This is a genomic window from Microbispora sp. CA-135349, assembly GCF_050947365.1.
GTDB lineage: Bacteria > Actinomycetota > Actinomycetes > Streptosporangiales > Streptosporangiaceae > Microbispora.
The window spans coordinates 6790849-6815589 of record NZ_CP192001.1; the positions used below are offsets into that span (position 1 = coordinate 6790849).

Consider the following 24741-nt stretch of genomic DNA (forward strand, 5'->3'; position numbering starts at 1 on the left):
CCCGGACGGTCAGGATCGTGCCCGGGCGGTCAGGGCCGCGACGGGTACTCCGCGGGCGTATACGGGCGGGCGTGGACCCGGCCGGAGTGGTTCCGGCCGGGCGCTCGTGGAAGAGGTGGGCGGACCGATCGCGCGCCTCACCGGACGCGGCGGGTGAGCCGCTCGGTGAGCACCGCGAGCGCCCGTGCCGCCTCCGGGGCGATCGCGCACTCGCCCAGCGCCTCGAGCGCCTGCCCGGCCCGCAGCGCGATGAGGTTCTCGACCTCGCTGAGAGCGCCGGTGTCCACGATGATCTGCCGGAGCTCGGCGGCCCGCCGCTCGTCCAGGCCAGGGGCGCCGTGCCAGGTTCGCAGCAGGTCCCGTTCCGGTCCCCGCGCCCGCGCGTACGCGTAGGCCATGAGCACGGTCCGCTTTCCCTCACGCAGGTCGTCGAGGACCGGCTTGCCGGTGACGGCGGGATCGCCGAAGACGCCGAGGACGTCGTCGCGCAGCTGGAACGCCTCCCCCAGCGGCAGACCGAACCGGGAGTACGCCTCCAGCAGGGCGGGTGGGGCCCCGGCGAGCGCGCCGCCGATCTGGAGCGGCCGCTCGACGGTGTAGCGGGCGGTCTTGTAGCGGATCACCGTCAATGCCTGGTCGACGTCCGCGTCCGCGCGCGTGTGCGCCAGGATGTCGAGGTACTGACCGGTGACGACCTCCGTGCGCATGCGGTTGAACAGTTCACGCGCGGCCCGCCCGCGCACGTCGCCGGCGACGGCGTCCGCGAGAAGTTCGTCCGCCCATGCCTGCGCGAGCACTCCGAGCAGGATGGCGGCGGACCGGCCGAAGGTCTCCGCGCCCGCCCATCGCGGGGCCCGGGCGAGTCCCCTGTGGATGGTCGGACGCCCACGCCGCAGCTCGCTGCCGTCCATGACGTCGTCGTGGATCAGCAGGCCGGCGTGGTAGAGCTCCAGCGCCGCGCCGGTGGTGACGGCCCGATCCTCGTGCGGCGCCTGGCCGCCGGCGCCCCGCCAGCCCCAGTAGCACAGCAGCGGCCGGATGCGCTTGCCGCCCCCGACGACGAACTCCCGCAGCAGCCGGTAGCCCTCGGCGACGTCGGGATCGCCGACCGGTGGACGCTGCGCGTCGAGGAAACCGCCAAGCAGCTCGTCGACCCGTCTCCGTACCCGGCCGGTCATGCCGGTGATGGACGTGTCCACGATTCCCGCCGTCATGGTCGGTCTCCTCGCTCGGCGCGCCGGTATCCCTTGCGGAAAGTTACTTAATGAACACGCAAAGTAGAACCACTCGTTCCGATAATCGGAACTTCTCGCCGATCCGCGCGGCTCAGTTCGGTTCGGCCCGCCGCACCGGACCGCGTCCATGAGGGCCGGGACGCCGGAACACGGCGGAGGAAAAGGCGACGAGCAGGGCGATCGCGACGAGAAGGCCGCTCACCCACAACGGGCCGAGGTCTCGGGCCCCCGTGCCGGGGGTGGCCGTCCCGAGGGTGGCCGCGGCGGCGAGCGGCCCGGCGGCGGCGCCGACGTTGAGCGCCGCGGTCGCGTACGAGCCGGCCATGGTCGGCGCCCCCGCCGCCTCGTAGAGGACCCGCGTGATCAGGGTGCCGCCCAGGGCGAACGACAGCGCGCCCTGGACGAACACCAGGAGGAGCAGAACGACCGGATTTCCGGCCAGAACGGCCAGCGCGGGCCAGCCGGCGAGCAGCAGCGGACCGCCGACGGTGAGAACCAGCCCGGGGTGCTGGTCGGACAGCCGCCCTGCGACGGTGACACCCGCGAACGAGCCCACACCGAAGAGCACCAGGACGACCGGGACCCACAGCGGATCCAGCCCCGCGGCGCCGGTCACGACGGGGGCGAGGAAGGTGAGGCTCGCGAAGGTCGCCGCGTTCACCAGTGCGCCGAGCAGCATGACCAGGATCAGGCGCCGGTTCCTGAGCTGGGCGAGTTCCGATCGCAGGACCCGCACGCCGGTCTCGCCCGCGGAACGCGCCGGGATTCCGCGGAGGATGCCGGCGGCCGCGGGCACGCAGAGGACGGCGACGGCCCAGAACGTGACCCGCCACCCGGACAGTGTGCCGAGGACCGCTCCTCCCGGGACCCCGGCGACGGTCGCCACCGTCGTTCCGGACAGCAGCACGGCGAGAGCCCGCCCCTTACGGCTCGCGGGGACGAGCGTGGCGGCCGTCGTCATGGCCACCGCGAGGAACCCCGCGTTCGCGAACGCGGCGACGATCCGGGTCGCGAACAGGACGGGGAAGCTCGATGTGGCCGCACCCGCGATGTGGGCCGCCACGAAGACGAGGACGAAGCCGAGGAGGCTGGACCGGGGAGGCCGGGTGCGGGCGAGCGCGGCCATGAGCGGAGCGCCGGCGATCATTCCGATCGCGAAGGCCGAGGTGAGCGTGCCCGCTGTTCCGACGGTCACGCCGAGGTCCGAGGCGATGTCCGGCAGAAGGCCGGCGAGCATGAACTCCGAGGTACCCATGGCGAAGACCGCCACGGCAAGCGAGTACAGAGGAAGAGGCATCGAGTGGCTCCGAGGCGATGAGAAGCACGAGAAGGGGACGTCTCGTCACCGCGGTCAGCACCCGGGAGCGCGCTCGTCCGGCCGCGGAGCGCGGCGGGACGACGAAGTCAGGGACTCAGTGGTTCAGGGGGCTGACGGCGTGACCGAAAGCCCCCTTCGTGGATGCCTCAGGGCTCGACATGGCCCACACGATATCCGACCGATGCCCGTCGACGTCCACCGGTTTCACGCCGGACCGTGCCGTCGAGCGCTCAGTCCGCTCTGCCGAACTGCTCTCTCAATCGGCTCTGCCGAATTGTGCGATCGCGGTCGCGAGCAGGGCGAGCCCGAGGACCGCGAGCACGGCCACCTCGACGGAGATGGGCACGTGCCAGCCACCCCACGTCAGTCCCGGCGCGAGCCGGGCCCGTACGGCCGGAGCCAGGTCCAGATGGGCGAAGACCAGTCGCCGGATGGGATCCACGGCGTACGACAACGGATCGATCCGGTTGAGCACGGTCAGCCACGCGGGGAGGTTCGACGCGGGGAACATCGCGCCCGACATGAAGTACAGCGGCATGATCAGCAGCTGGTTGAGCGCCATGAACGACTGCATCTGCCTGACCCGTACGGACATCGCGACCCCGAAGGCCGTGATGGTGAAGGCCAGCAGCACCTGGATGCCGAACACGCCGAGCATCAGGTCCGGCGCGTACGGCACGCCCGCGGGCCCGGCGATGCAGATGACGACGAGGCCCTGGAAGGCCGCCACGGTGGCCCCGCCCAGGCATTTGCCGAGGACGATGGACCCGCGCGACACCGGCGCGACCAGCATCTCGCGCAGGAAGCCGAACTCGCGGTCCCAGACGATGGAGGCGGCCGAGGACATTGCGGTGAACAGGACGGCCATGGCGAGGATGCCCGGATAGAGGAAGGTGCGCAGGCCGAGCCCGCCGGTGCCGCCCGAGGTGAGCTGGGACAGGCCGGTGCCGAGCACGAACAGGAAGAGGAACGGTTGCACGAGCGAGGTGAGGATGCGCAGCGGGCCGTTGAAGAACCGGATGAGCTCACGCTGCCAGACCACCTTGACGGCCCGCAGTTCGCTCGCCACGCTGCGTCCCGGCACGCGGACCGCGGTTACGGGCAGGGCCCTCGTCGTCATCGCCGGCCTCCCCGCGCCACCGCGAGCGCGCCCGGGCCGCGCGCGCCGGCCGTCCGCGCGTCGCGGATGGACCGGCCGGTGTACGACATGAAAACGTCGTCGAGACTGGGCCGGGCCACGCTGACGGCCCGGATCGACAGCCCCGACCGGGAGAACAGCTCCGGCACGAACCGCTCCCCCTCGTCCACGTGGAAGACGACCTCGTCCCCGGACGCGACGGCCCGGATGCCGAACCGCTCGTCCAGGGCGGCGACGGCCGCCTCGCCGTCGCCGGTCAGGATCTGGACGCGGTCCTTGCCGACGCCGGCCTTCAGCGCGGCGGGGGTGTCGAGCGCGATGATCCGGCCGCCGTCCATGATGGCGATGCGGTCGCAGTGCTCGGCCTCGTCCATGTAGTGCGTGGTGAGGAAGACCGTGATGTCCTCGGCCTCCTTCAGTTCCCGTATGTAGGACCAGATCGAGCTCCTGGTCTGCGGGTCCAGGCCCACAGTGGGCTCGTCGAGGAACAGCACCCGCGGCGAGTGCAGCAGGCCGCGGGCGATCTCCAGTCGTCGTCTCATGCCTCCGGAGAACGTGCCGACCTTGGCTGCCCGTCTGTCCCACAGCCCCACCATCTCGAGCACTCCCCGCAGCCGCGGACCGATGTCCGCGCGGGGCACGCCGTACAGCTCGGCGTGGAAGCGCAGGTTGCGCTCGGCCGTCAGGTAGCCGTCCAGCGTCGGGTCCTGGAACACCAGCCCGATCGAGCGCCTTACGTCGTCGCGTTCGCGCACCACGTCGTACCCGGCCACGCGCGCCTCGCCGCCCGTGGGCGTCGTCAGGGTGCAGAGCATGCCGATCGTCGTGGACTTGCCCGCGCCGTTCGGGCCGAGGAAGCCGAAGATCTCCCCCCTGCGCACGGTCAGGTCGATGCCGCGTACGGCCTCGACGTCGCCATAGCTCTTGGCCAGGCCGGTGGTGACCACCGCCGCATCCGCCATCCCGCCTCCTCAACTGGTTACACTTGGTGTAACAGTACACCAAGTGTAAGCAAGGAGGCCGATACGCTGTGCCCATGAGTGCGGGCGGACTGCGGGAGCTGAAGAAGAACCGGACCCGGCAGCTCATCGCCGACACCGCGAACGCGCTCTTCCGGGCCCGGGGGTTCGACGAGGTCACGGTGGACGAGATCGCGACGGCCGCCCAGGTGTCGAAGAAGACGGTGTTCAACCACTTCCCGACCAAGGAAGACCTGGTCTTCTACCGGGCCGAGGACCGGGAGGCCGTGTCGCTGGCGGCGGTCACCGACCGTCCTGCCGGGGTCTCCATCCTCGACTCCTTCCGCACGCTGTGCCTGGCGCAGACCAGGTTCGTCCCGAACATGCGGCGCGACCTCGTCCATCCGCGCAGCTTCTTCGACCTCGTCAGCGGCAACCCCTCCCTGCAGCGGAAGATGCACGAGGTCAACGAGCGGATCGTCCGGGTGCTCGCCGACGCGCTGGCGGCCGAGGCGGGCGCGGAGCCCGGCGATCCGCTGCCCCGCATCGTCGCCTCGACGCTGGTCGGCGCGCAGCGGGCGCTGTACCGGCGGCTGCGGCAGCGGGTCCGGGAGGGCGGGCCCGACGAGGAGATCGAGCGCGCCCATCACGCGGACGTCGAACGGGTCTTCGGCCTGCTCGGCACGGGCCTGAGCGGCTACCCGCCCGCCTGACTTCTCCTCACCTGCCCACCGGGAGGCGGAACTCCGGCTCCGTCAGTCCGGCGCTTCCGTGAGACAGACCGTGGGCTTTGCTCGACCGTGGACGGTGAGGAGGACGCCGGATGACCGCTCTGCCGGATGACAGCTGGCTGCTCAGCATCCGTCCGCAGCCCGCCCTCGTCACCGCCGAGGAGTACGACGCGCTGCCCGAGGAGATCGCCAGAGCCATCAGATCGTCGACGGCAACGTCGTCTACTGCGCGGCTCCCACGCCTGATCACCTAACCGCCGGCAGGCGACTGGCCAACCTGCTGGAGCGGTGTGCCCGCGCCGCGATGAGCGAGGGGCATGGGTGCCTCACGGTCGACAACGACGTGGATCTGCGCCTGGGAGACCTGCCTCTGCTCAACCGCAGGCCCGACGTCGCGCTCTACCGGTGCCTGGACCGCGAGCGGGGCGAACGTCTCCGTGCCGAGCACGCGCTGCTCTGCAGTTCTGAACCGGCTCGCTCACCGCAACGCGATTGAACACCGTCGTGTCCACGGGCGACAGCGCTCCAGTCGACGGAAGACCGGCGGTTCCCGCATTTCGCGTATCCGCTCACCGGCGAGCGGTCGTCAGGCGAGGACGCGGCCGTGGCGGTCGCGGGCCTTCAGCCGCACGGTGGGCATCTCGGGCGCGGGCAGCGGGCGCTCCCCGCCGGGGACGACGCCGAAGCGGTCGCCCCGCATCCAGTCGTCGCGGGCCCGCGCGATCTCCTCGTGGGAACGGCCGACGAAGTTCCACCACATCACCAGGGGCTCCTCGAACGGCGTGCCGCCCAGCACGAACAGCCGGGCCGGCTCGGCCGCCGTCATCGGCACCTCCGTACGGCCCTGGCCGAGGTAGAGCAGCGAGCCCGGCGTCAGCGCGACCCCGGCCACGTCAGCCGTGCCCGACATGACCAGCACGGCCGTCTCGTACGACGGGTCGAGCGGCAGCCGGTGCCGCCCGGGGCCGGAGAAGAGCACCTCGGCGCCGAGCAGCGGGGTGTGCGTGCGGGCGGGCGAGCGCAGCGGCCCCGACTCGCCCACCACGACCGTCACCGTGACGTTCCCGTCGCGCAGCACGGGCAGCGCGGCGTGGTGCTCGAACCGCGCCTCGCGGTGCCGGGCCTCCTCAGGCAGCGCGACCCACAGCTGCAGCCCGTGCATGCCCGGCGGGTGCTCCGGCGGCGACTGCTCGGAATGGGCGATGCCGTGGGCGGCGGTCATCAGGTTGAGCTGCCCCGGCACGATCGGCTGGACGTTGCCGAGGCTGTCACGGTGCACGATCTCCCCTTCGGCGAGCCACGTGACCGTCTGCAGGCCGGTGTGCGGGTGGGGCGGCACCCGCATGCCCGGCCTGCCGGTCACGTCGTCGGGTCCGAAGTGGTCGACGAAGCACCACGCGCCGACCATCCGGCGCGGGCGCTGCGGGAGCAGCCGGCGCACGGTCGTGTACCGGCCGAGCGGCACGTCGTGGCCGGGCAGAAGCACGCTCTCCGGCACCGCTTCGCCGGCGACCGCGTGGCCGTACAGATCCGTGCGGCCGTGCAGCGCGGGCTCGCCGTGGCTGAGCGGCCGGCCGGTCACTCGGCCGCCTCCCCGCCGTCGAGGGAGAACCGGGCCCGCCGATCAACCGGCACCAGGTCGAGGTATTCCTGGTGCCGTTGGATGTACCGCTGCACGAACGGGCAGAACGGCAGGACCGACAGCCCGGCGTCCCTGGCGGCGTCGAGCGCCGCGCGGACCAGCGTCGAGCCGAGGCCCCGGCCTTCGAAGGCCGGGTCGATCACGGTGTGGGTGAAGGAGATCTCCGGCCCCTTGAGCCGGTATTCGGCGAAGCCGGCGAGGGCGCCGTCGACGGTGATCTCGAAGCGGCTCGCGGCCGGGTCGTCGGCGACCCGGACTTCCGTCTGTTCCATGAGGCTGTCCTTTCCGATCGTCAGGCGGCGATCGTCGCGTGCATCTCCCACACGAGGATCTCGGCGGGCTCCGTCGCGGTGACCTTCTGCCCGCCGGTGGCGGTGAACCGTACCGCGTCGCCGGTCTCCAGGGTGCCCGCCCCCTCCAGCGTGACGGTCCCCCGGGGCACGAACAGGTGCAGGAACGGCGCCTCGGGCAGCTCGACGCTCTGGCCCGGCTGAAGTCGGGCGGCGTACAGCGCGGCGTACCGGTTCTTGATGCGGATGGCGGCCTCGCCCGCGTGCTTGTCCATGCCGCTGGCGACCGGCACCAGACCGCCGGCCAGCAGCTCGTTCTCGATTTCGAGCTGCTCGTAGCCGGGCGTGATGCCGGGCTCGTCGGGGACCACCCACATCTGGACGAAGTGCACGGGCTTGTCATGGGTGTCGCCGCCGGTCATCCGCCAGGAGTCGTTCTTCTCCGAGTGCAGGATGCCGGTGCCGGCGCTCATGCGCTGCGCCAGGCCCGGGTAGATGACGCCGGAATGGCCCTCGGAGTCCTGATGGACCAGGGAGCCCTGCAGCACCCAGGTGACGATCTCCATGTCGCGGTGCGGGTGGGTCTCGAACCCGGTGCCCGGGTGCACGACGTCGTCGTTGTTGACCAGCAGCAGCCCGTGATGGGTGTTGCCGGCGTCGTAGTGACCGCCGAACGAGAACGAGTGCTTGGAATCCAGCCAGGAGATGCGGGTGGCGAAACGCTCGGCCGCCCGGCGGACGTCCACGCGAGGGGTCAGCCTGGTCGTGCTCATGAGTGCCCTTTCCTCGTCGCCATGTAGATGATGCGTCATCTACTGGTGCCCCTCAACATACATGACGAGTCATTCATTCCGGCTAGCCTTGGAGCATGAACAGCCCACGCTGGCTCGACGCGGACGAGCAGCGCGCCTGGCGGGCGTACCTGCGCATGCAGGGCCGCCTCACGGCCCGGCTCAACCGGCAGCTGCAGGCCGACTCGGGCCTTTCGCTGGCGGACTACGAGGTCCTGGTGCACCTCACCGACAGGCAGGAGGGGCGGCTGCGGCCGTACGAGCTGCAGCGCGATCTCCAGTGGGAGCAGAGCCGCCTGTCCCACCATCTGACCCGGATGCAGCGCCGGGGGCTCGTCAGGCGGGAGGAGTGCGCGGACGACGGCCGCGGCGCGTTCGTCGTGATCACGGAGGAGGGCCGCCGGGCCATCACCGCCGCGGCCCCGGGACATGTGGAGACCGTGCGGCGCCTGTTCTTCGACGGGCTCACCCCCGACCAGGTCGCCGCGCTCGAACGGCTCGCCACGGACGTGCTCGGCCGCCTCGGCTGATGGGGTGCCACGCCCCCCCGGCCTGGCCGGTGGATGCGAGAGCCGTCCACCTGAGACCATGATCGGCAGGGGTCCACCCGACGGCGCGTCGCCGGGGGCGCGAGCCGGTAGGAGCGAGTGACGAGGAGGTCGGCATGTCGTACCCGAAGGAGCTCTTCCACGGGGACAAGGGAGAGATCAGCGGCAGATTCCGGAAGGGCGGCTCCACGCCCGACCTGGTGATCGGCGGCCGCCCCACGCACGTGCACTACCTCGCCACGGGCGAGTCCACCGGCGGGCAGTACGGGCTCTACCTGTGGGACATGCGAGGGCCGTCCAGCGGCCTGGGCGCGCACTTCCACAAGACGATGTCGGAGTCGTTCTTCGTCCTGTCCGGCACGGTCGGGCTCTACGACGGCGACCGGCTGGTCAACGCCACTCCCGGCGACTACCTCTTCGTCCCGCCGGGCGGGATCCACGCGTTCAACAACCCGGAGGGGCCCGCCTCGATGCTGGTCCTGTTCGCCCCCGGCGCCCCGCGTGAGGCCTACTTCGAGGAGCTGGCGGAGATCGTGGCGAGCGGACGGCAGCTCACCGAGGAGGAATGGACCGACCTCTACCGTCGCCACGACCAGTACATGGTCTGACCGGGCCCGGACGCCGGCGCGCCGGGGCCGGGAACTCGCCGGCGGGCCGTGGCGTCCGGCGGGCGGGCCGGCGTCCACGACCTGATGCCGTGGCCGACAAGGTTGGGGCGAAGATCGGCGGGAGGGGCACTAGGCCGTGTATTTGGTTGTGATCAAGGGGTGGTCCGAGTGAGGTCTTTGATCCAGATCATCGCAGCGCGGAGGTGGAGGCCGGCGAGGTAGCTGCCAGGGGTCTTGTCGTAGCGGGTGGCGATGCCTCGCCAGGCCTTCAGCTTGTTGATCAGGCGTTCGACGGTGTTGCGCTCCTTGTAGAGCTCGGTGTCGTGGCTGACGGGCCGGCCGCCCTTGCTGCCCTTCTTCTTCCGGTTGGCGGCCTGGTCCCTCTTTTCCGGGATGACTATTTGGATCCGACGTCTTCGCAAGTAGGCGCGGTTGCCGCGGGAGGAATAGGCCTTGTCGGCGGCGACCGCGCCGGGCCGGGTGCGGGGACGGCCGACGGGCACCCGGACGCGTACCTTCTTCAGCACCGGGATGAACTGCGGACTGTCGGCGGCCTGTCCCGCGGTCAAGACGAACGCCAGCGGGCGGCACTTGCGGTCGGCGGCAAGGTGAATCTTGCTGGTCTGCCCGCCCCTGGAGCGTCCGAGCAGGGCAGCTTTCAGCCGGAGCTTACGCTGGCGCCGGACGCGTTGCCGTTGTTCTGCCCCGGCGTCGTTTGCGGCGTTCTGCTCCTGTCGTCCTTCCGACTCGCCCCCTTTTGCTCTTCGGTGGCCTTCTCCAGGACGGCGACAAGGTCGCGGCCGAGGTGCATCCCGGCGGCATCGTGATGAGCCCGGGCAGTGGTGGAGTCCACGCTGACCAGGGATAAGTCCACCTCGCCGCATTTGGCGGCTTCCGCGATCGCCCCTTCCAGCAGGGCTTCGAAGACGCCGGCGTCCCTCCACTGCCGGAAGCGGTTGTGGACGGTCGGCCAGGCGCCGAACTCCTCGGGCATCTCCCGCCACTGCCCGCCCGTCTTGAACCGCCAGATCACGCCCTCGAACTGCTGCCGCAGCCGCTCGGGGTATGGACCGAACCTGCCGATCGGCAGGTAAGGCTTGATGAACTCCCACTCTTCGTCTGTCAACTGGGTCCGGGTCACCCATGACGACCTACCGGATCAGACCCTGCCGCGAGGGCGAATCCCGATCATTGATCACAACCCGATACGCGCCCTAGCTGAGCAGCCCTTCGGGAAAGACGACGTCGGCGACCCCGGGAACGGTACGGGCGACCAGCTCGGCGATGCGGGCCGACCGCTCGTCGCCCGGGCCGTACAGTTCGACGACGCCGTCCCGCACCGCCGCGCAGAACGACGCCGTGTCGGCGCAGTCGCGCAGCGCCGCGAGCACGTCGTCGCGGATGCGCTCGTCCCCCTGGGCGAGCAGTCCCATCAGATCGCGCCGGCTGACGATGCCCACGAGTTCGTCGTCGCGCACGACGGGAACGCTCTTCACGCCCGTCGTGATCATCAGCTCGATCAGGTCCATGGTGTCGGCGCCGTCCCCGACCGTGGCCACGCGCGGCGTCATGACCTCCTCGACGAGCGCGGTGGGCCTTCCGGCGCGCGGGGCCTCGGGGCGCAGGAAGGCCCGGGGACTGGCTCCGAACTCGCCGCGCAACAGGTCCATCTCGCTGACGATGCCGACCATCCGCCCCGCCGCGTCGACCACCGGCGCGGCCGTGATGTCCTGCTCGTACAGCAGGCGGACGGCCTGCTTGATCGTCGCCGTACGCCGGACCGTCACCACCGGCGTCGTCATGATCTCGTGGACCAGCATGTGACCACCTCCTACGCGGCCGGCGCGAGGGCGAGCGTGCCGCCGGGCGCCGGTCCGATTCGCGCGCCGAACTCCCGGCTGATGCGGTCGAGCGTCGCCCGCAGCCACTCGAGGTCCTCACCGCGGGCGTGCCGCAGCCGCATGCGTACGGCCCGCATCGGCGCCATCCGCAGCTCCAGCAGCCGCCCCGACTCGGCCTCGGCCGTCGCCTCGACGGTGACGAAGTACAGCAGCCGCAGGTCGTCGCGGTACTCCTCGTAACCGGTGATGCCCTCGTAGTCGTCGATGAAGTCACCACAGCCGTAGAGGATGAGCCGGTCCCGGTACACCTCGATCGGACGGGGATGGTGGGAGGAATGGCCGTGCACGAGATCGACGCCGCCCTCGACCAGCGCGTGCGCGAACTCGACCTGGTCGTCCCCGACCTCGTAGCCCCAGTTCGACCCCCAGTGGACGGAGACGATCGCGATGTCCCCCGGCCGCTTGACCCGCCGTACGCGCCGGACCGTCTCCGCCGCGGCGTCGCGGGACGGCCCGGGCAGGAAGGCCACGCCGGGCCGGTCCCGGGCCGCCGCCCAGCCATCGGGGACGCCGCCGGACGGCATCCCGGCCGCGAACACCAGCACCCGCCCGCCGCCCGGAAGGGCCACGACCGCGGCCCGCCGCGCCTCCTCCTCGTCCAGCCCCGCTCCCGCCTCGTCCAGCCCCGCTCCCGCCAGCGCGTGCAGCGTCTCCGTCAGCCCGCGTACGCCGAAGTCCAGCACGTGGTTGTTCGCCAGCACGCACACATCGGGCCGGGCCACGGCCAGAGCGGGGAGGTTGGCCGGGTTCATCCGGTAGTGCACGGCCTTGCCCGGCGCGAAGTCGCGGCTGCCGGTGACGCTCGTCTCCAGGTTCAGCACGCGTACGTCGGGGGCGGCCTCGTCGAGCACCTCCAGGGCGTCGCCCCAGGGCCACGAGTAGCCGGCCGGGCGGGGAATCGGGCCGTTGGCCGCCTCCGCCAGTTCGACGTACTCCCGGGCGTCCCGGACGCATGACTCCTCCAGCGCCGCGTCGCCGGGGTGCGGGAGGATCTGGTCGACGCCCCGGCCCAGCATGACGTCGCCGCACAGGAACAGCGTCACCGGGTCCCCCGCCGCCGACCGCATCTCAGCCTCCCCGGCGAGCGCCGTGCAGCCGGCGCGGCTCGGCCTCGCGATCCCCCCGGTCGACGTCGATGCCCGTGTCGCGGGACAACCGGCCGCCCAGGGTCTCGACGAGACGGCACGCGCGGTCCGGCAGGCGGGTCGGGTCCCTGTCCGCCGCCGTACGGCTCCGCGTTCCGGACGTCACACTCCCATCCTCCCCCCTGCCCGCCCGCCGCCACCCGGCGGCGTCAGGTGTGGGACGGCAGGGCGTCCGGGTTCTCCTGGGGCGGTGATCACAGTTCCTCCGGTCTCACGCCCCGAACACCGCGTGCGCGTCGATCAGCGCTTGTAGCATCGCGCCCAGGGGGCCGATTCCGAGTCAGCGAACTTCCACCAGGGGATGGGACGTTGGACACACAGCCCGAATGCTCCGCCGCGGTTCTGGTCCGTGACGTCGTACGGAGGGTCGTGGCCGACTGCGCGCCGGAGGAAACGGTCGTGGTCGAGGGGCTGCTGCGCTACAGCGACGCCGAGGTGCTGTCCCGGCTGCGCCGGCGCAGGCACACACGTGACCCGCTCGGCTTCGGACTCAACGACATCGTTCCGCTGGTGGCCCCGCTGCTGTGGCTGACGCTGGAAAGCGCCCGCCAGAAGCTGGCCGACGCGGCCGTCAAGCAAGCGGCGCGCGGCTCGGTGTCACTGTGGCGGCGCATTCGGCGCCGGAAGGCGAAGCCCGAGATCATCCCTCCCCTCACGCGCGAGCAGCTGGCGATGGTCAGGCAGATGGTCCTCGACGCGGCCGCGGAGGCCGGGCTGCCGGCGCGTCGGGCCAAGCAGCTCGCCGACAACGTCAGCGCCGCTCTGGTGCTGAGCGAGCCGATTGAGCTGGGTGAGCCGGGTGAAGCCGATGGGGGGCAGACACAGTGACCGTCGTCGAGCCTGGCCGCGCCAGGCTCGACGAACGGGTGATCGGCGCCGGCACGAACTCCCGCTTCGCTCTGCTGCTGCTCCTGCTCGTGGCCGCCGGCGGTTACCTGCTGGTGCCGGTGTTGTCCGCGCTTCACCCCGGCGACTACAGAGGGTGTGAGCTTGCGGCCGGCCTCGACTTCGACGCCGCTCACGCGGTAGCGGGGGCAACGCGCATGGTCGGGCAGGCGCTGGCTTTTCTGCCATGCGTGGCCCGGTACGCACCGCCTCCACCGTTGTGGCAGATCCTGGCCGGGCCGGCGGTGGTCGTCGCCGTCGCGGCCGCGGCCACGATCCTGCTGCCGCTGTGGAAGCAGCGCCGTGGCCGCTGCGTTCGCCTGAACCTCGTTTCCGGTGGCTCCGAGATCGCCGCACGAGTCGAGGAACTGGCCGCCGGCCGCGTCGCGCGAATGCCGGAACTGTTCATGGCGCCGGCCGTGACCACAATGAGCGCCTCGGTATTCGGCACCAACGGCCGCCCCCGGCTGCTTCTCAACGGCGGACTGGTCGCCTCCCGTGCCAGGGACCCGCAGACCTTCGACGCGGTCGTCCTGCACGAGCTGGGCCATATCGCCAACAGGGACCTCACGATCACACATGCCACCGTCGCCCTGTGGCGGACGTTCATCGTGCTGGTCGTCACCCCGTTCCTGCTGTGGTGGTCGGGACTCGGGGTGTTCGGCATCGCGGCCGGCGCCCGCCCGGCGCTCACCGCCGTGAGCATGCGTTATCTCGTCCTTCCCGTGGTCACCGCTCTCGTGATGTACTTCGCCCGTGCGGACGTGCTGCGCAGCAGGGAGCTGTACGCCGACCTGACGGCCGGCCGGTGGGGCGCGCCACTGGAGCACGTGTGGGCCGCGATGAACACGCCTGCCGGGCGCCGGAGCCCGTATCGATCGGCGAGCATTCTGCTGGACCAGGTGCGCACCCACCCGAGGTGGGAGATCCGCCGTGACACCCTCGACGATCCGGCACCGCTCTTCGCGGTGAGTCCGCTGTTGATGTTTCTGACCGGCGCCAGCGCCACGCTGATGAACTTCCACCTGATGGGGCACGTCTCGCCTCATGTCGGCCTTTTGAGCGACTGGCTTGGGCAGGCCCTCGCCGCCGTTCCGGCCGCCGTGGTCGGGGCGGCCACCACAACGGTGCTGTGGCGGTCGGTGGTCCGCGCCGCCGTACTGCGCGAACCGGCCCCTCCCGGTGTCCGAGCCGGGCTGTGGCTGGGTCTGGGACTGATCGCCGGGTCACTGGTCAGCGGCCAGACCACCGGAGATGGGTGGCTGCCCGGCAGATGGTGGGTGCTGGTGCTGGTCGTGCCCGTCGCGGTCGCCTTCACGTGCTGGACTTCTCAGTGCGCTCGTCTCGCCGCCGCAGCCTGGCCGGGCCGGTCGCTGCGATGGCCGCTGGCGCTGTGCCTGATCGCAGGCTGGCTGATCCTCTCGGCGTGGTTCGCCTGGTGGAACTACCACGGGGCGATGTACGCCGCCGGTTTCTGGTACGACCCGGCGGGCCTGCGGTGGACCATCGTCAGCTGGTTTCCCGGTGTGGGCACCGCCCACCCGGACACGACAGCCGTCATGGCCCCGACGCTCAACGTGCTGCGATATGTGGCGTACCAGCCACTGACCCCTGCCGCCGCCGTCGCGGCGTGGGTCACGCCCTTCGCCCTGTGGGCCGCGGGCACCGCCGGAGGCAGACCCGGCTGGCTCCACTCGCGAATCGCCGCCGGTGGAGACCGCGCGGCGGCGGACACCGCTGCTCCCGTGGCATGGCCGGCCCCCGCACTGCGGCAGGCCACCGCACCCGCGCTGACCGGAGCGGCGATCGCGGCCGTCGGCGTCGCCGGGATTCAGGCATGGCTGCACACCCTGCACGCCGCACCGGGACAACGCGGCGGCATGTACGCCTTCAGCTACGCGATCTGGTCGTTGGGGGCGATCGCCGCCGGCACTTGCGCGGCCGCCCTGGTCGCGGCGGCCTCGGCCCGGTTCCGGCTGCCGTCCGCGCTCATCGCCGCGGGGATGGGCGCGCTGCTCGGCCTGGGCGCCGCGACCGCGCTGATCTCTGTCGACGGATGCGTCGAACCGCTGAACGTCCTCAACGACACCTGCTCCTGGCGTCCCGCCTGGCGTCAGTTGCAGGGCGGCAACACGTTCAGCCTCGTCGCGCACGTCACGCTGCTCATGGCCCCGGTCACCGCCGTGGCGGCCACGGCGCCGGCGGCCGTGTTCCGCCTCGTCCGGCGGGCCGTCCGCACCGAGGACGGCACTGCGGCGCCCCAGGCGGGCGCGACCTCCGCGCACTCCGGGGCCGGAAGACGGTATGCCGGCGCGATGCTGACAGCAGCCGCCATACCCGGTGCGGCCCTCGCGACCGCGGGCGTGCTGACCGCGGGCGACGCCGAAGCGCAGTTCGCGACGAAGGCGCACTCAGTGACAGTCGGCGCGCAGAACGCCTTTCGCCAGACGGCGGGCCTGCCGGTCCTGCCCGTGTCGCAGGACCTGCGCCGGCAGCAGGTCCACGCCTGGTACCGGCTCGGTGGCCGATCTCTGCTCGACCACGCCACCGGCGCCGGCGGTTCGCTGGCGAGACTGCTCCGTCCGGCGATGCGCGACGGCCGGCTGGAGGTCACCCCCGATCTCATGACCAGGGTGCGACCCATGTGCCAGAACATGATGAACATCGCCACCTGGGAACCCGTCTACTTCCAGGTCCCCGACCCCGTCGCGCAGTCATCCTGGCACCAGTTCGCAGTGGCCGTCCTGAGCGCGGGCCCGAAGTGCGTCCAGGCCGTCGATCGCACGGACGCCGACTCGTTCCGCACCTCCGTGACCGAGATCATGATCGCGGCCGTCAAAACCATCGACGCCTCAGACCGAATCAAGGCGATCATCGACGACCCGTCCGACCCCGTCTACACGGGCACGCCGGCAGATCCGCCTCAGCCCCGTCTTTAGGGCGCGCATCGGCACGCCGCAGGACCGCGACGGGTTCCACGAGTGCCGGTGGGATGCGCCGCCGGCCGGCGCCGCGTCGAACGCGCCCGGGTTGGTCGGCCCGCGGCGAAGCGAGAACACCTGACCTCGCCATGGCGGAGACCGGCTCGTCCCTCAGTGGGATCGATCAGGTCACGCGGCAGAGGATCTCGCCGTGCAGGACACTGAACCAGGCGTCCTCGCTCGCGGCCCACTCCCGCCAGCCGTCGGCGATGCGCCGCAGGTCGTCCTCGGTGGCGTGACCACCCTCCACGGCGCGCCCGGCGTAGGAGGACTGGACCGTGCGGTCGGCCCACAGACCGCCCCACCACTCCCGCTCCTCCCGGGTCGAGTAGCACCAGGTGGACGACGACGAGGTGATGTCGGTGAAGCCGGCCTCCCTGGCCCAGGCGTGCAGGCGGCGTCCGGCGTCGGGCTCGCCGCCGTTCGCGCGGGCCACCCGGCGGTAGAGATCCAGCCAGTCGTCCAGGGCCGGGATCTGCGGATACCACGCGAAGGCGGCGTAGTCGGAGTCGCGCGCCGCGACGATCCCGCCCGGCTTGGTCACTCGCCGCATCTCGCGCAGCGCGCCCACCGGGTCGCCGACGTGCTGCAGCACCTGGTGGGCGTGCACCACGCAGAAGGAGGCGTCGGGGTGATCGAGCGCGTGCACGTCGCCCGTCGTGAAGCTCACGTTGCCCAGGCCGCGTCCCTCCGCCTCGCGGCGCGCCTGCTCCAGGACGCCGGTCTCGGTGTCGAGACCGATGACCTCGCCCTGCGGCACCCGTTCGGCCAGGTCCGCGGTGATCGTGCCCGGGCCGCAGCCGACGTCCAGGATCCGCATGTGCGGCTTCAGCGCGCCCAGCAGGTACGCCGCCGAGTTGGCCGCCGTACGCCAGCGGTGGGAGCGCAGAACGGACTCGTGAAAGCCGTGTGTGTAGACGGCCGTTTCGTTCGCCATGCCGGTTACGATCCCATGAGTCTCGCGATTTGAGCAAATTTGTCTCGAATATTGATATACACAGCGGGCCGCCGACCGGGGACGTTGATTCCGGGGGCCGGTCGCGGGCATGGTGATCACATGACCAGCGATGAGGTTCGCGACGGAGTCACGCTGACCAACCTCGGCCAGCCGTTGTTCGACGGCTCGGGCGCGACCAAGCGCGACCTGGTCGACTATCTCGACGCGGTCCGCGACCGCGTCCTCCCGGTGCTGCGTGAGCGCCCGCTGTCCGTCGTGCGGGTGCGGCAGGGCCAGGCGCCGTTCATGCAGAAGAACGTGCCCTCCTACGCCCCGGACTTCGTGCGGACGGTCACCGTCTGGGCCGAGTCGTCACAGCGGCGGGTGTCGTACGCCCTGTGCGACGACCGGCGCACGCTGTTGTGGCTCGCCAACCAGAGGGCGGTGGAGTATCACCCCGCCCTCGTTCACGCCGGCGAGTGGGACCGCCCCACCCATCTCGTGCTCGACATCGATCCGCCGTCCGCCGAGGCGTTCCCGCAGGCCGTGGCCGCCGCCCGGCTGGTCGGCCGGGCGCTTGCCGACACCGGCCTGTCGGGGGCGGTGAAGACCAGCGGCGCCAAGGGCCTGCACGTGTTCGTGCCGCTGGAGGCGCACACGACGGAGGACGTCGCCGCGGCGACCCGCGCGCTCGGCGTACACGCCGAACGCCTCGACCCCGCCCTCGCCACGACGGCGTTCATCCGGGAGGACCGCGGAGACAGGGTGTTCATCGACTCGACCCGGTCGGGCGGGGCGACCGTCGTCGCGGCCTACAGCCCGCGCGTACGGCCCGGCGTCCCCGTGTCGTTCCCGGTGGCGTGGGACGACCTGGACCGGATCACCCCCGGCGACTTCACCGTGCGCACGGCGGCGGACCTGCTGCGGAACGACGACCCGTGGGCCGCGCTCATGCCGAAGCCCCAGCGGCTCCCCCGCGACCTGATCGAGGAGGGTCACACGATCCCGGTCGCCCGCGTCCAGGCCATGCACGAGGGCAAGCGCCGCGCCCGCGCCCGCCGATCCACCTCGTGACGGCACGCACACCGCGCCGCACCCCCTGACGGCCGGGCATGTTGGCGACAGCCTGTTGCTATAGTTCGCGACATGCCGTCGCCATCATCGCGTCAAAGCTGGCTCCCCCTCGTCGTGCTCGCCACCGGCGTGTCGATGGTCGTCATCGACGCCACGATCGTGAACGTGGCGGTGCCGGCGATCCTCGCCGACCTGCGTCTCGGCGCCACCGACGTGGAGTGGATCAACTCGATCTACTCGCTGATGTTCGCGGCGCTGCTCGTCCCGTTCGGCCGGGTCGGCGACCTCTACGGCAGGCGCCGCCTGTTCGCCCTGGGCGTCGCGGTCTTCCTGCTGGCGAGCGTGCTGGCGGCGACGTCGGTGAACGGGCCCATGCTCATCGGCGTCCGGGCCGTGCAGGGCGTGGGGGCGGCGATGGCCGTGCCGATGACCCTCGCGATCATCAACCGCGTCTACGTGGGCCGTCAGCGGGTGATCGCCTTCGCGGTGTGGGGCTCCATCATCGGCGGCATGGCCGCCGTCGGCCCGCTGGCCGGGGGCTGGCTCGTCACCGAGTACGGCTGGCGGGCCGCGTTCTGGGTCAACCTGCCCATCGGGGCGTTGCTCCTGCTCGGCTCGCTGCGGGTGCCCGAGTCGCGGGACGGCCACGCGACGGGCGGCGACCTGTCCGGACTCGTCCTCGCCGTACTCGGCACGACCGGCGTCGTCTTCGCGCTCATCGAGGGCCAGAAGTACGGCTGGCTGGAGCCGCGGCGCACCGCGGACCTGTTCGGCCTGCGGTTCGAGAGCGTCTCCCCCGTGCCGTTCGCCTTCGGCATCGGCATCCTCGCGCTGGTCGCCCTCGTCGTGCGCGAACGGCGGCGCGGGCGCGCCGGACGGCCCGTGCTCGTCGACCTGACGCTGTTCGAGCTGCCGAGCTTCCGCTACGGCGCGATCGCGGCGGTGATCGTGGCGCTCGGCGAGTTCGGCATGATCCTCGTGCTGCCGCTCTTCCTGCAGTCCGCGCTCGGCTACACCGCCTTCCGGGCCGGCCTCGTCATCGCCGCGCTGGCCCTCGGCACCTTCGTCGCGGGCGGGCTGGTCCCCCCGCTGTCGAAGACGTTGTCCCCGCGGACCATCGTGCGGATCGGCCTCGGCATGGAGGCCGTCGGCGCGACCGGCATCGGCCTGTCCCTCGCGCCGGACATGGGCGCCTGGCGGCCCGTGCCGTGGCTGCTCCTCTACGGCGCGGGCATCGGCTTCGCCACCGCGCAGCTCACCGGCGTCCTCATGGCCGACGTGCCGGAGCGTCTGTCGGGCGGCGCGTCCGCGCTCCAGAGCACGATCCGCCAGCTCGGGGCGGCGCTGGGAGTCGCGGTCCTGGGCGGGGTGCTGGTGGCCGGGCTCGGCTCGGCCGTCGAGCGTGGGCTCGCCGACCGGCCCGCACAGGTCCGCACGAGCGTGGCGCGCGCCGTCGAGGAGAGCGCCGGCGCCGCCATCCCCGGGCTCCGCGACCCGGCGATCCACGCGGTCGCGGTGGAGTCCGCGGCCGAGGCGACCCGCAGAGTCACCTTCATCACGGCGCTGGCGCTGCTGGCCGGAGTCGGCGCCACCCTCCTGCTCCCCCGTACGCCGGTCGTGCGGGAGGAGTCACCGGAGCGGGTCGCGGCGGGCGGGCCGGATACTGGAGGTCGCGACCTGGACATGTAGCGACCCTGGAGGGGGTAATGCCGAGGATCAGCGCGGCGACCGTCGCGGATCACCGGGCCAACCAGCACGCCGCCCTGCTGGAGGCGGCGCGGGAGATCCTGGCCGCCGAGGGCGTGCACGCGCTCACCCCGGCGGCCGTCGGCGCCCGGATCGGCCTGGCCCGCTCCAGCGTGTACCGCTATTTCGCCTCCACGGCGGACATCCTGGCCCAGCTCGTGGAGGACGCATTTCCCCGCTGGTCGGCCCGTCTGCGCGCCGCCATCGCACCCGACGCCGACGGCTCGCTCCCCGGCAGGATCCGGGCGTACGGCAGGGCCGCGCTCGACTTCGTCGGCAGCCCCGACTACGCGCTGATCCCGGCGCTGCAGGCGATCGGGCTGCCGGGCGAGTGCCGGGTCCGGGTGGACGAGCTGCACGGCGAGCTGATCGCACCGCTCGCCGACGCGCTGCGCGAGGCCGGCGCCGACCATCCCGCGCTGCGGGCCGAGCTGGCGTGGGGAGTGCTGCGGGCGGGGGCCCGCCGTCTCATGCCGGACGGGGCGGCACAGGACGCGGCGGCGCAGGATGTGGCGGCGGTGACGGCGGACCCGGACGAGATCATCGAGGTCACCCTCGACGTGCTCACCCGCGCCCTGCGCTGAGGCGCCCTTCTCGCCGCGCATCGCCGGCGGACGTGAGCGCCGGCCCGGCGCACAAGGCCGGAGTCGAGCCGATCGCCGGCGTCGTCGCCGCCCGGCTCGTCGTTCTTCGCGCACCGCCCCTCACACATGACATCAGCCCGACGCAGGATGACGTCACCATCGATTGACGTGACGCCAAAGTGACGTCATAGTTGAGTCATGGATCTGATGCCGTACGTCGAGAACCTTCGCCGTCAGCTCGCCGTCGCCGCCGAGGCGGGCGGCCCGGATGCTCGCGCGCTGGCCGAGCGGCTCACCGGAGCCCTCGAATCGGCCACCAGGCTCACCCTGCTGGAGGCGCTGTCGGCGGCGGCGGACGAGATCACCCGTGATCTCGCACCGGGTTCTGTCGACGTGCGGCTCCGCGGCGGCGACCCGGCGTTCGTGGTGACGCCACCGCAGCCGGCGCCGTCTCCGGGGGGCGCTGCCGGCGGACCGGAGACCGCACCGCCGACAGCGCCACCGACAGCGCCGGAGGCCCTCCCGCCCGCCGGGCCGCCGTACGGCGAGGAGGGCGGCACCGCGCGGGTGACCCTGCGGCTGCCCGAGCCCCTCAAGGCGCGTGTGGAGGAGGCGGCCGCCCGGCAGGGGATCTCGGTCAACGCCTGGCTGGTCCGCGCCGTCTCCGCCGCATGCGAACCGGGGGCCGGGAGCGGTCCCGCCGACCGGCCGCAGCAGCCCCGCAGCGGGCGCAGCTACACCGGCTGGGTGCGTTAGCGGCCCCCGGCCGGCCCCATCCACTCGTCACCACCCCATCGCCCGGCCCCGAGGCCGGGACAGTGCACCGGACCCATGAGGAGGGCTCCGCCATGCCTGCTTTCGAGACCCCCGAGCCGATCGTCGCCGACATCCAGATCTACCTCGGCCAGGTCCGCATCCATGCGAGCGACCGCGCCGACACCGTGGTGGAGGTGCGCCCCAGCGACCCCTCCAGCGAGGCGAGCGTGCAGGCCGCCGCGCGGACGATCGTCGAGTTCTCCGGCGGACGGCTGCTGGTCAAGGACCCCAAGCCCAAGGCCCTGAGGTATCTGCTGCCCTGGCGCGGCTCCGTCGACGTGACCATCGAGTTGCCGGCCGGGTCCCGCGTCGAGACCCAGGGCGCCGCGGAGCTCATCGCCACCGGACCGCTCGGCCAGACCGTCCTGCAGAGTTCGTACGGCGACGTGCGCCTGGAGGAGACCAGCCTCCTGGACGCCAGGACGTCCAACGGCGACCTCTCCGTCGACCGGGTGACCGGACCCGCCGAGGCGACCACCTCCAACGGGGCGATCCGGATCGGAACCATCGACGGTCCCGCCACGCTCAAGACCTCCAACGGCGCCATCACCCTCGGCGAGGCGACCGGCGACGTGCAACTGAAGACCGCCCACGGCGACATCACCGTCGCCCGCGTGCTGGCCGGCCTCACCGCCAAGACCGCGCACGGCGCGATCCGGATCGAGGCAGCGGTGAACGGGACCATCCACCTGGAGACCGGCTACGGCAAGATCGGCGTCGGCATCGCCGAGGGCACGGCCGCCTGGCTGGACGTGCATTCCAAGAACGGCGTGGTGCGCAACAGCCTGGACGCCGCCGAGGGCCCCGAGACCACCGACACGGTCGTCGAGGTGCACGTGAACACCAACTGGGGCGACATCGAGATCCACCGGTCCTGACCACCGAACAACCGACAAGGAGCCCCCCATGAGCGACGCGATCACCGCCGAAGGACTGGTCAAGAGATACGGCGAGCTGACCGCTCTCGACGGGCTGAGCTTCTCCGTCCCGCGAGGGACGGTGCTCGCCCTGCTCGGCCCGAACGGCGCCGGCAAGACCACGACGGTGCGGGTCCTGACCACGCTGCTGCGCCCCGACGGCGGCCGCGCCACCGTCGCCGGATGCGACGTCGTCGGCGACGCCCGGCGCCTGCGCTCGTCGATCGGGCTGTCCGGCCAGTACGCCGCCGTCGACGAGCACCTCACCGGCGCCGAGAACCTCGAGATGATCGGACGGCTCTACCACCTGGGCGCGAGGCGCAGCAAGGCCCGCGCCCGTGAGCTGCTCGAACGCTTCGATCTCACCGACGCCGCGGACCGTCCGGTGAAGGGCTACTCGGGCGGCATGCGCCGCCGCATCGACCTCGCCGGCGCCCTGGTCGCCGACCCGCCGGTGCTGTTCCTGGACGAGCCCACCACGGGCCTCGACCCCCGCGCCCGCGCCGCGCTGTGGGACACCATCTCCGAACTCGTCGCGGGCGGCAGCACGCTGCTGCTCACCACCCAGTACATGGAGGAGGCCGACCACCTCGCCGACCAGATCATGGTGGTGGACCACGGCCGCGCCATCGCCCGCGGCACCGCCGACGAACTCAAAGACCAGGTCGGCGGCAACCGCATCGAACTGACCGTGACCGACGCCGCCGAGCTGGAGACCGCCCGGCGGACCCTCGCCCCGTTCGCCGTGGGCGCCGTGCGGACCGTGCCGGAATCGCTCCAGATCACCGCCCCGGTCGCCGACGGCCCCGAGTCGCTCCGCCAGGTCCTCGGCCGGCTCGCCGACGCCGGGGTCCGAGTCCGCGACGCCGGCCTGCGACGGCCCACCCTCGACGACGTCTACCTCACCCTGACCGGGCACCAGGCGTCCGGCACCGACCCCCAGGCCCGGGAGGCCATCCGATGAACGCGCTCACCATGTCCTTCGCCGACGGCTGGACCATCGCCAGGCGCAACACCCTGAAGATCAGGCGCTCGCCGGACCTGCTCGGTAGCGTCATCACGCTTCCGATCGTGCTCGTGCTGCTGTTCGCCTACGTCTTCGGCAGCGTCATCGACGTTCCGGGAATGTCGTATCGGGAGTTCCTGCTCCCCGGCATCTTCGTCCAGGCCGTGATCGTGAGCGCGCAGATCACCGGCTACACGCTGACCCTGGACCTGCAGAAGGGCATCTTCGACCGGTTCCGCTCGCTGCCCATGGCCCCGTCCGCGGTGCTGATCGGCCAGACCGTCAGCGACCTGCTGACGAACCTCGCCAGCCTGGTCGTCATGGCGGTGATGGGACTGATCGTCGGCTGGCGGGTGCACACCCCGCCCTACGAGGCCGTCCTCGGTTTCGGGCTGCTGCTGCTGTTCGCCTACGCGTTCTCCTGGTTCACCGCGGCCGTCGCGCTGACCCTGCGCACCCCGGAGAGCTTCAACAACATCGCGTCCACGGTCTCCTTTCCGCTGATGTTCGTCTCCAACGCCTTCCTCGACAGCTCCGCGCTGCCCACGCCGCTCCGCGTCGTCGCCGAGTGGAACCCGGTCTCCACCATCACCCAGGCCGCACGCGAGCTCTTCGGCAACACCAGCACCGCCATGAAGACCTCGGACGCCTGGCCTCTCCAGCACGCCATCCCGGCATCGCTGCTCTGGATCACCGTCATCCTGGTCGTGTTCATCCCGCTGGCGACCCGCCTCTACAAGAAGGCGATCAGCGCCTGATCGTCCGCGGCGTCGATAGGCGGCGGATCCGGCGCCCGGTCAGGGCCTGCGGCCGACGGCTCCCAGGATGCCGGAGTCGCCCGGGTCCGTCGGCACGTCCCAGGGGACGTCGGGCCGCCACGCCCGCGCGTGGACGAGGACGGCGGGATCGTTGTCGACGTACACCACCCGCGATCCCGGGGCGTGCCGCTGCGCGACCTGATGGACGTTCTCCTGCGTGGGCAGCCCGGCGCCGATGTCGATGAACTGGGTGACGCCCGACCGGGCCAGGTGCCGTACGGCACGGCGGAGGAAGCCAAGCATGACCCTGACAGCGGCGGTGCTCAACGCACCCGACGCACGCGAGCTGGCGCTCTTCTACCAGCGGCTGATGGGCTGGCCGATCGACGACGACGAGCCCGGCTGGGTGACGTTGCGTGAACCCGGTGGCGGCACGGGCCTGTCGTTCCAGACCAGAAGCTGTATGAGCGGCCCGCATGGCCCGCGAAGCCCGGGGAGCAGCAGATGATGCTCCACCTGGACATCGAGGTGGACGACCTCAACACGGCCGGAGCCCACGCCGTCGAGGCGGGCGCGACCCTCGCCGGCTACCAGCCGCAGGACGACGTGCGGGTCTACCTCGACCCGGCGGGGCACCCGTTCTGCCTATGGGTCAGAACGGGCTGACCGGCACGCTGATGATCTGGCGGTGAAAACGGCGGCCATGTGAAAGCGGATTAATGCGGGCGACA

The 24741-nt window shown here is 71.8% G+C and carries 27 protein-coding genes and 2 pseudogenes; 16 read left to right on the top strand and 13 right to left on the bottom strand.

Annotation, left to right across the window (positions count from 1 at the left end):
- Positions 1-137: 137 nt before the first annotated feature.
- The 4 genes from ACQPZZ_RS31220 to ACQPZZ_RS31235 form a co-directional block, all read right to left on the bottom strand.
- Positions 138-1214, bottom strand: a complete 1077-nt coding sequence (locus ACQPZZ_RS31220) for a polyprenyl synthetase family protein (protein ID WP_432924970.1) — start codon at positions 1212-1214, stop codon at positions 138-140.
- A gap of 112 nt (positions 1215-1326) precedes the next feature.
- Positions 1327-2532, bottom strand: a complete 1206-nt coding sequence (locus ACQPZZ_RS31225) for a Cmx/CmrA family chloramphenicol efflux MFS transporter (RefSeq protein WP_432924972.1) — start codon at positions 2530-2532, stop codon at positions 1327-1329.
- Between the two features lie 277 nt (positions 2533-2809).
- Positions 2810-3673, bottom strand: coding sequence for an ABC transporter permease (locus ACQPZZ_RS31230; protein WP_432924974.1), 864 nt, complete (start codon positions 3671-3673; stop codon positions 2810-2812).
- Positions 3670-4653, bottom strand: a complete 984-nt coding sequence (locus tag ACQPZZ_RS31235; protein WP_432924976.1) for an ATP-binding cassette domain-containing protein — start codon at positions 4651-4653, stop codon at positions 3670-3672. The genes ACQPZZ_RS31230 and ACQPZZ_RS31235 overlap by 4 nt, the downstream gene beginning before the upstream one ends.
- A gap of 74 nt (positions 4654-4727) precedes the next feature.
- Here ACQPZZ_RS31235 and ACQPZZ_RS31240 point away from each other — a divergent pair, with 74 nt between their 5' ends.
- From ACQPZZ_RS31240 to ACQPZZ_RS31250, 3 genes are all read left to right on the top strand, one after another.
- Positions 4728-5363: a TetR/AcrR family transcriptional regulator gene (locus tag ACQPZZ_RS31240; RefSeq protein WP_432924978.1), complete on the top strand. Its 636-nt coding sequence runs from the start codon at positions 4728-4730 to the stop codon at positions 5361-5363.
- Positions 5364-5473: 110 nt separating this feature from the next.
- Positions 5474-5635, top strand: a complete 162-nt coding sequence (locus ACQPZZ_RS31245; RefSeq protein WP_432924980.1) for a hypothetical protein — start codon at positions 5474-5476, stop codon at positions 5633-5635.
- A 50-nt stretch (positions 5636-5685) separates the two neighbouring features.
- Positions 5686-5877: a hypothetical protein gene (locus ACQPZZ_RS31250; RefSeq protein ID WP_432924982.1), complete on the top strand. Its 192-nt coding sequence runs from the start codon at positions 5686-5688 to the stop codon at positions 5875-5877.
- Positions 5878-5967: 90 nt separating this feature from the next.
- On the opposite strand, the gene ACQPZZ_RS31255 is transcribed toward ACQPZZ_RS31250, so the two are convergent.
- Genes ACQPZZ_RS31255 through ACQPZZ_RS31265 form a run of 3 tightly spaced genes read right to left on the bottom strand, consistent with a single transcriptional unit; the run spans position 5968 to position 8086 of the window.
- Complete coding sequence (locus ACQPZZ_RS31255; RefSeq protein WP_432924984.1) at positions 5968-6963, bottom strand: pirin family protein; 996 nt, start codon at positions 6961-6963, stop codon at positions 5968-5970.
- On the bottom strand, positions 6960-7295 hold the full coding sequence (locus ACQPZZ_RS31260; RefSeq protein ID WP_432924986.1) for a GNAT family N-acetyltransferase: 336 nt from the start codon (positions 7293-7295) through the stop codon (positions 6960-6962). The genes ACQPZZ_RS31255 and ACQPZZ_RS31260 overlap by 4 nt, the downstream gene beginning before the upstream one ends.
- 20 nt (positions 7296-7315) lie before the next feature.
- Positions 7316-8086: a pirin family protein gene (locus ACQPZZ_RS31265; RefSeq protein WP_363640623.1), complete on the bottom strand. Its 771-nt coding sequence runs from the start codon at positions 8084-8086 to the stop codon at positions 7316-7318.
- Positions 8087-8181: 95 nt separating this feature from the next.
- Here ACQPZZ_RS31265 and ACQPZZ_RS31270 point away from each other — a divergent pair, with 95 nt between their 5' ends.
- Both ACQPZZ_RS31270 and ACQPZZ_RS31275 read left to right on the top strand, forming a co-directional pair.
- Positions 8182-8634, top strand: coding sequence for a MarR family winged helix-turn-helix transcriptional regulator (locus ACQPZZ_RS31270; RefSeq protein ID WP_363640621.1), 453 nt, complete (start codon positions 8182-8184; stop codon positions 8632-8634).
- A 134-nt stretch (positions 8635-8768) separates the two neighbouring features.
- A complete protein-coding gene (locus tag ACQPZZ_RS31275; protein ID WP_432924988.1) occupies positions 8769-9260 on the top strand; it encodes a cupin domain-containing protein in 492 nt (163 codons plus the stop codon).
- A gap of 152 nt (positions 9261-9412) precedes the next feature.
- Here ACQPZZ_RS31275 and ACQPZZ_RS31280 read toward each other — a convergent pair.
- The 4 genes and pseudogenes from ACQPZZ_RS31280 to ACQPZZ_RS31295 form a co-directional block, all read right to left on the bottom strand.
- Positions 9413-10401, bottom strand: a pseudogene (locus ACQPZZ_RS31280) (IS5 family transposase).
- Positions 10402-10474: 73 nt separating this feature from the next.
- On the bottom strand, positions 10475-11080 hold the full coding sequence (locus tag ACQPZZ_RS31285; protein ID WP_432924990.1) for a CBS domain-containing protein: 606 nt from the start codon (positions 11078-11080) through the stop codon (positions 10475-10477).
- Positions 11081-11091: 11 nt separating this feature from the next.
- Positions 11092-12228: a CapA family protein gene (locus ACQPZZ_RS31290; RefSeq protein WP_432924992.1), complete on the bottom strand. Its 1137-nt coding sequence runs from the start codon at positions 12226-12228 to the stop codon at positions 11092-11094.
- 1 nt (position 12229) lies between these two features.
- Positions 12230-12412 (bottom strand): hypothetical protein, encoded by a 183-nt coding sequence (locus tag ACQPZZ_RS31295; protein WP_432924994.1) that lies wholly within the window; start codon positions 12410-12412, stop codon positions 12230-12232.
- A gap of 203 nt (positions 12413-12615) precedes the next feature.
- Here ACQPZZ_RS31295 and ACQPZZ_RS31300 point away from each other — a divergent pair, with 203 nt between their 5' ends.
- Positions 12616-13134 (top strand): hypothetical protein, encoded by a 519-nt coding sequence (locus ACQPZZ_RS31300; protein ID WP_432924996.1) that lies wholly within the window; start codon positions 12616-12618, stop codon positions 13132-13134.
- Positions 13131-16130: a M48 family metalloprotease gene (locus tag ACQPZZ_RS31305; RefSeq protein WP_432924998.1), complete on the top strand. Its 3000-nt coding sequence runs from the start codon at positions 13131-13133 to the stop codon at positions 16128-16130. The genes ACQPZZ_RS31300 and ACQPZZ_RS31305 overlap by 4 nt, the downstream gene beginning before the upstream one ends.
- 166 nt (positions 16131-16296) lie before the next feature.
- Here ACQPZZ_RS31305 and ACQPZZ_RS31310 read toward each other — a convergent pair whose 3' ends face one another.
- The gene (locus ACQPZZ_RS31310) at positions 16297-17109 is read right to left on the bottom strand and encodes a methyltransferase domain-containing protein (RefSeq protein WP_432925000.1); all 813 of its coding nucleotides are present in this window, start codon (positions 17107-17109) and stop codon (positions 16297-16299) included.
- A 120-nt stretch (positions 17110-17229) separates the two neighbouring features.
- Between ACQPZZ_RS31310 and ACQPZZ_RS31315 the strand changes: the two genes are divergently transcribed.
- From ACQPZZ_RS31315 to ACQPZZ_RS31345, 7 genes are all read left to right on the top strand, one after another.
- Positions 17230-18183: a DNA polymerase domain-containing protein gene (locus tag ACQPZZ_RS31315; RefSeq protein WP_432925002.1), complete on the top strand. Its 954-nt coding sequence runs from the start codon at positions 17230-17232 to the stop codon at positions 18181-18183.
- 72 nt (positions 18184-18255) lie between these two features.
- A complete protein-coding gene (locus tag ACQPZZ_RS31320) occupies positions 18256-19872 on the top strand; it encodes an MFS transporter (protein WP_432925004.1) in 1617 nt (538 codons plus the stop codon).
- Between the two features lie 17 nt (positions 19873-19889).
- On the top strand, positions 19890-20513 hold the full coding sequence (locus ACQPZZ_RS31325) for a TetR/AcrR family transcriptional regulator (RefSeq protein ID WP_432925006.1): 624 nt from the start codon (positions 19890-19892) through the stop codon (positions 20511-20513).
- 198 nt (positions 20514-20711) lie between these two features.
- Complete coding sequence (locus ACQPZZ_RS31330) at positions 20712-21269, top strand: toxin-antitoxin system HicB family antitoxin (RefSeq protein WP_432925008.1); 558 nt, start codon at positions 20712-20714, stop codon at positions 21267-21269.
- Between the two features lie 92 nt (positions 21270-21361).
- Positions 21362-22207, top strand: a complete 846-nt coding sequence (locus ACQPZZ_RS31335; protein ID WP_432925010.1) for a DUF4097 family beta strand repeat-containing protein — start codon at positions 21362-21364, stop codon at positions 22205-22207.
- 28 nt (positions 22208-22235) lie between these two features.
- Entirely contained in the window at positions 22236-23210 is a 975-nt protein-coding gene (locus tag ACQPZZ_RS31340; protein ID WP_432925012.1) for an ATP-binding cassette domain-containing protein, read from the top strand.
- Positions 23207-24010, top strand: a complete 804-nt coding sequence (locus ACQPZZ_RS31345) for an ABC transporter permease (protein WP_432925014.1) — start codon at positions 23207-23209, stop codon at positions 24008-24010. The genes ACQPZZ_RS31340 and ACQPZZ_RS31345 overlap by 4 nt, the downstream gene beginning before the upstream one ends.
- A gap of 108 nt (positions 24011-24118) precedes the next feature.
- Here the strand turns inward: ACQPZZ_RS31345 and ACQPZZ_RS31350 are convergent.
- Positions 24119-24304: pseudogene (locus ACQPZZ_RS31350) on the bottom strand (SAM-dependent methyltransferase); the annotation flags it as partial.
- Between the two features lie 7 nt (positions 24305-24311).
- Here ACQPZZ_RS31350 and ACQPZZ_RS31355 point away from each other — a divergent pair.
- Together ACQPZZ_RS31355 and ACQPZZ_RS31360 are read left to right on the top strand one after the other, a co-directional pair.
- Complete coding sequence (locus ACQPZZ_RS31355; protein ID WP_432925016.1) at positions 24312-24518, top strand: VOC family protein; 207 nt, start codon at positions 24312-24314, stop codon at positions 24516-24518.
- Entirely contained in the window at positions 24515-24676 is a 162-nt protein-coding gene (locus ACQPZZ_RS31360; RefSeq protein WP_432925018.1) for a VOC family protein, read from the top strand. The genes ACQPZZ_RS31355 and ACQPZZ_RS31360 overlap by 4 nt, the downstream gene beginning before the upstream one ends.
- Positions 24677-24741 lie beyond the last annotated feature (65 nt).

Coding starts and splice junctions, on each gene's coding strand:
- ACQPZZ_RS31220 (WP_432924970.1), bottom strand. CDS start 1,214: ATGACGGCGGGAATCGTGGACACGTCCATCACCGGCATGACCGGCCGG.
- ACQPZZ_RS31225 (WP_432924972.1), bottom strand. CDS start 2,532: ATGCCTCTTCCTCTGTACTCGCTTGCCGTGGCGGTCTTCGCCATGGGT.
- ACQPZZ_RS31230 (WP_432924974.1), bottom strand. CDS start 3,673: ATGACGACGAGGGCCCTGCCCGTAACCGCGGTCCGCGTGCCGGGACGC.
- ACQPZZ_RS31235 (WP_432924976.1), bottom strand. CDS start 4,653: ATGGCGGATGCGGCGGTGGTCACCACCGGCCTGGCCAAGAGCTATGGC.
- ACQPZZ_RS31240 (WP_432924978.1), top strand. CDS start 4,728: ATGAGTGCGGGCGGACTGCGGGAGCTGAAGAAGAACCGGACCCGGCAG.
- ACQPZZ_RS31245 (WP_432924980.1), top strand. CDS start 5,474: ATGACCGCTCTGCCGGATGACAGCTGGCTGCTCAGCATCCGTCCGCAG.
- ACQPZZ_RS31250 (WP_432924982.1), top strand. CDS start 5,686: ATGAGCGAGGGGCATGGGTGCCTCACGGTCGACAACGACGTGGATCTG.
- ACQPZZ_RS31260 (WP_432924986.1), bottom strand. CDS start 7,295: ATGGAACAGACGGAAGTCCGGGTCGCCGACGACCCGGCCGCGAGCCGC.
- ACQPZZ_RS31265 (WP_363640623.1), bottom strand. CDS start 8,086: ATGAGCACGACCAGGCTGACCCCTCGCGTGGACGTCCGCCGGGCGGCC.
- ACQPZZ_RS31270 (WP_363640621.1), top strand. CDS start 8,182: ATGAACAGCCCACGCTGGCTCGACGCGGACGAGCAGCGCGCCTGGCGG.
- ACQPZZ_RS31275 (WP_432924988.1), top strand. CDS start 8,769: ATGTCGTACCCGAAGGAGCTCTTCCACGGGGACAAGGGAGAGATCAGC.
- ACQPZZ_RS31285 (WP_432924990.1), bottom strand. CDS start 11,080: ATGCTGGTCCACGAGATCATGACGACGCCGGTGGTGACGGTCCGGCGT.
- ACQPZZ_RS31290 (WP_432924992.1), bottom strand. CDS start 12,228: ATGCGGTCGGCGGCGGGGGACCCGGTGACGCTGTTCCTGTGCGGCGAC.
- ACQPZZ_RS31310 (WP_432925000.1), bottom strand. CDS start 17,109: ATGGCGAACGAAACGGCCGTCTACACACACGGCTTTCACGAGTCCGTT.
- ACQPZZ_RS31315 (WP_432925002.1), top strand. CDS start 17,230: ATGACCAGCGATGAGGTTCGCGACGGAGTCACGCTGACCAACCTCGGC.
- ACQPZZ_RS31320 (WP_432925004.1), top strand. CDS start 18,256: ATGCCGTCGCCATCATCGCGTCAAAGCTGGCTCCCCCTCGTCGTGCTC.
- ACQPZZ_RS31325 (WP_432925006.1), top strand. CDS start 19,890: ATGCCGAGGATCAGCGCGGCGACCGTCGCGGATCACCGGGCCAACCAG.
- ACQPZZ_RS31330 (WP_432925008.1), top strand. CDS start 20,712: ATGGATCTGATGCCGTACGTCGAGAACCTTCGCCGTCAGCTCGCCGTC.
- ACQPZZ_RS31335 (WP_432925010.1), top strand. CDS start 21,362: ATGCCTGCTTTCGAGACCCCCGAGCCGATCGTCGCCGACATCCAGATC.
- ACQPZZ_RS31340 (WP_432925012.1), top strand. CDS start 22,236: ATGAGCGACGCGATCACCGCCGAAGGACTGGTCAAGAGATACGGCGAG.
- ACQPZZ_RS31345 (WP_432925014.1), top strand. CDS start 23,207: ATGAACGCGCTCACCATGTCCTTCGCCGACGGCTGGACCATCGCCAGG.
- ACQPZZ_RS31355 (WP_432925016.1), top strand. CDS start 24,312: ATGACCCTGACAGCGGCGGTGCTCAACGCACCCGACGCACGCGAGCTG.
- ACQPZZ_RS31360 (WP_432925018.1), top strand. CDS start 24,515: ATGATGCTCCACCTGGACATCGAGGTGGACGACCTCAACACGGCCGGA.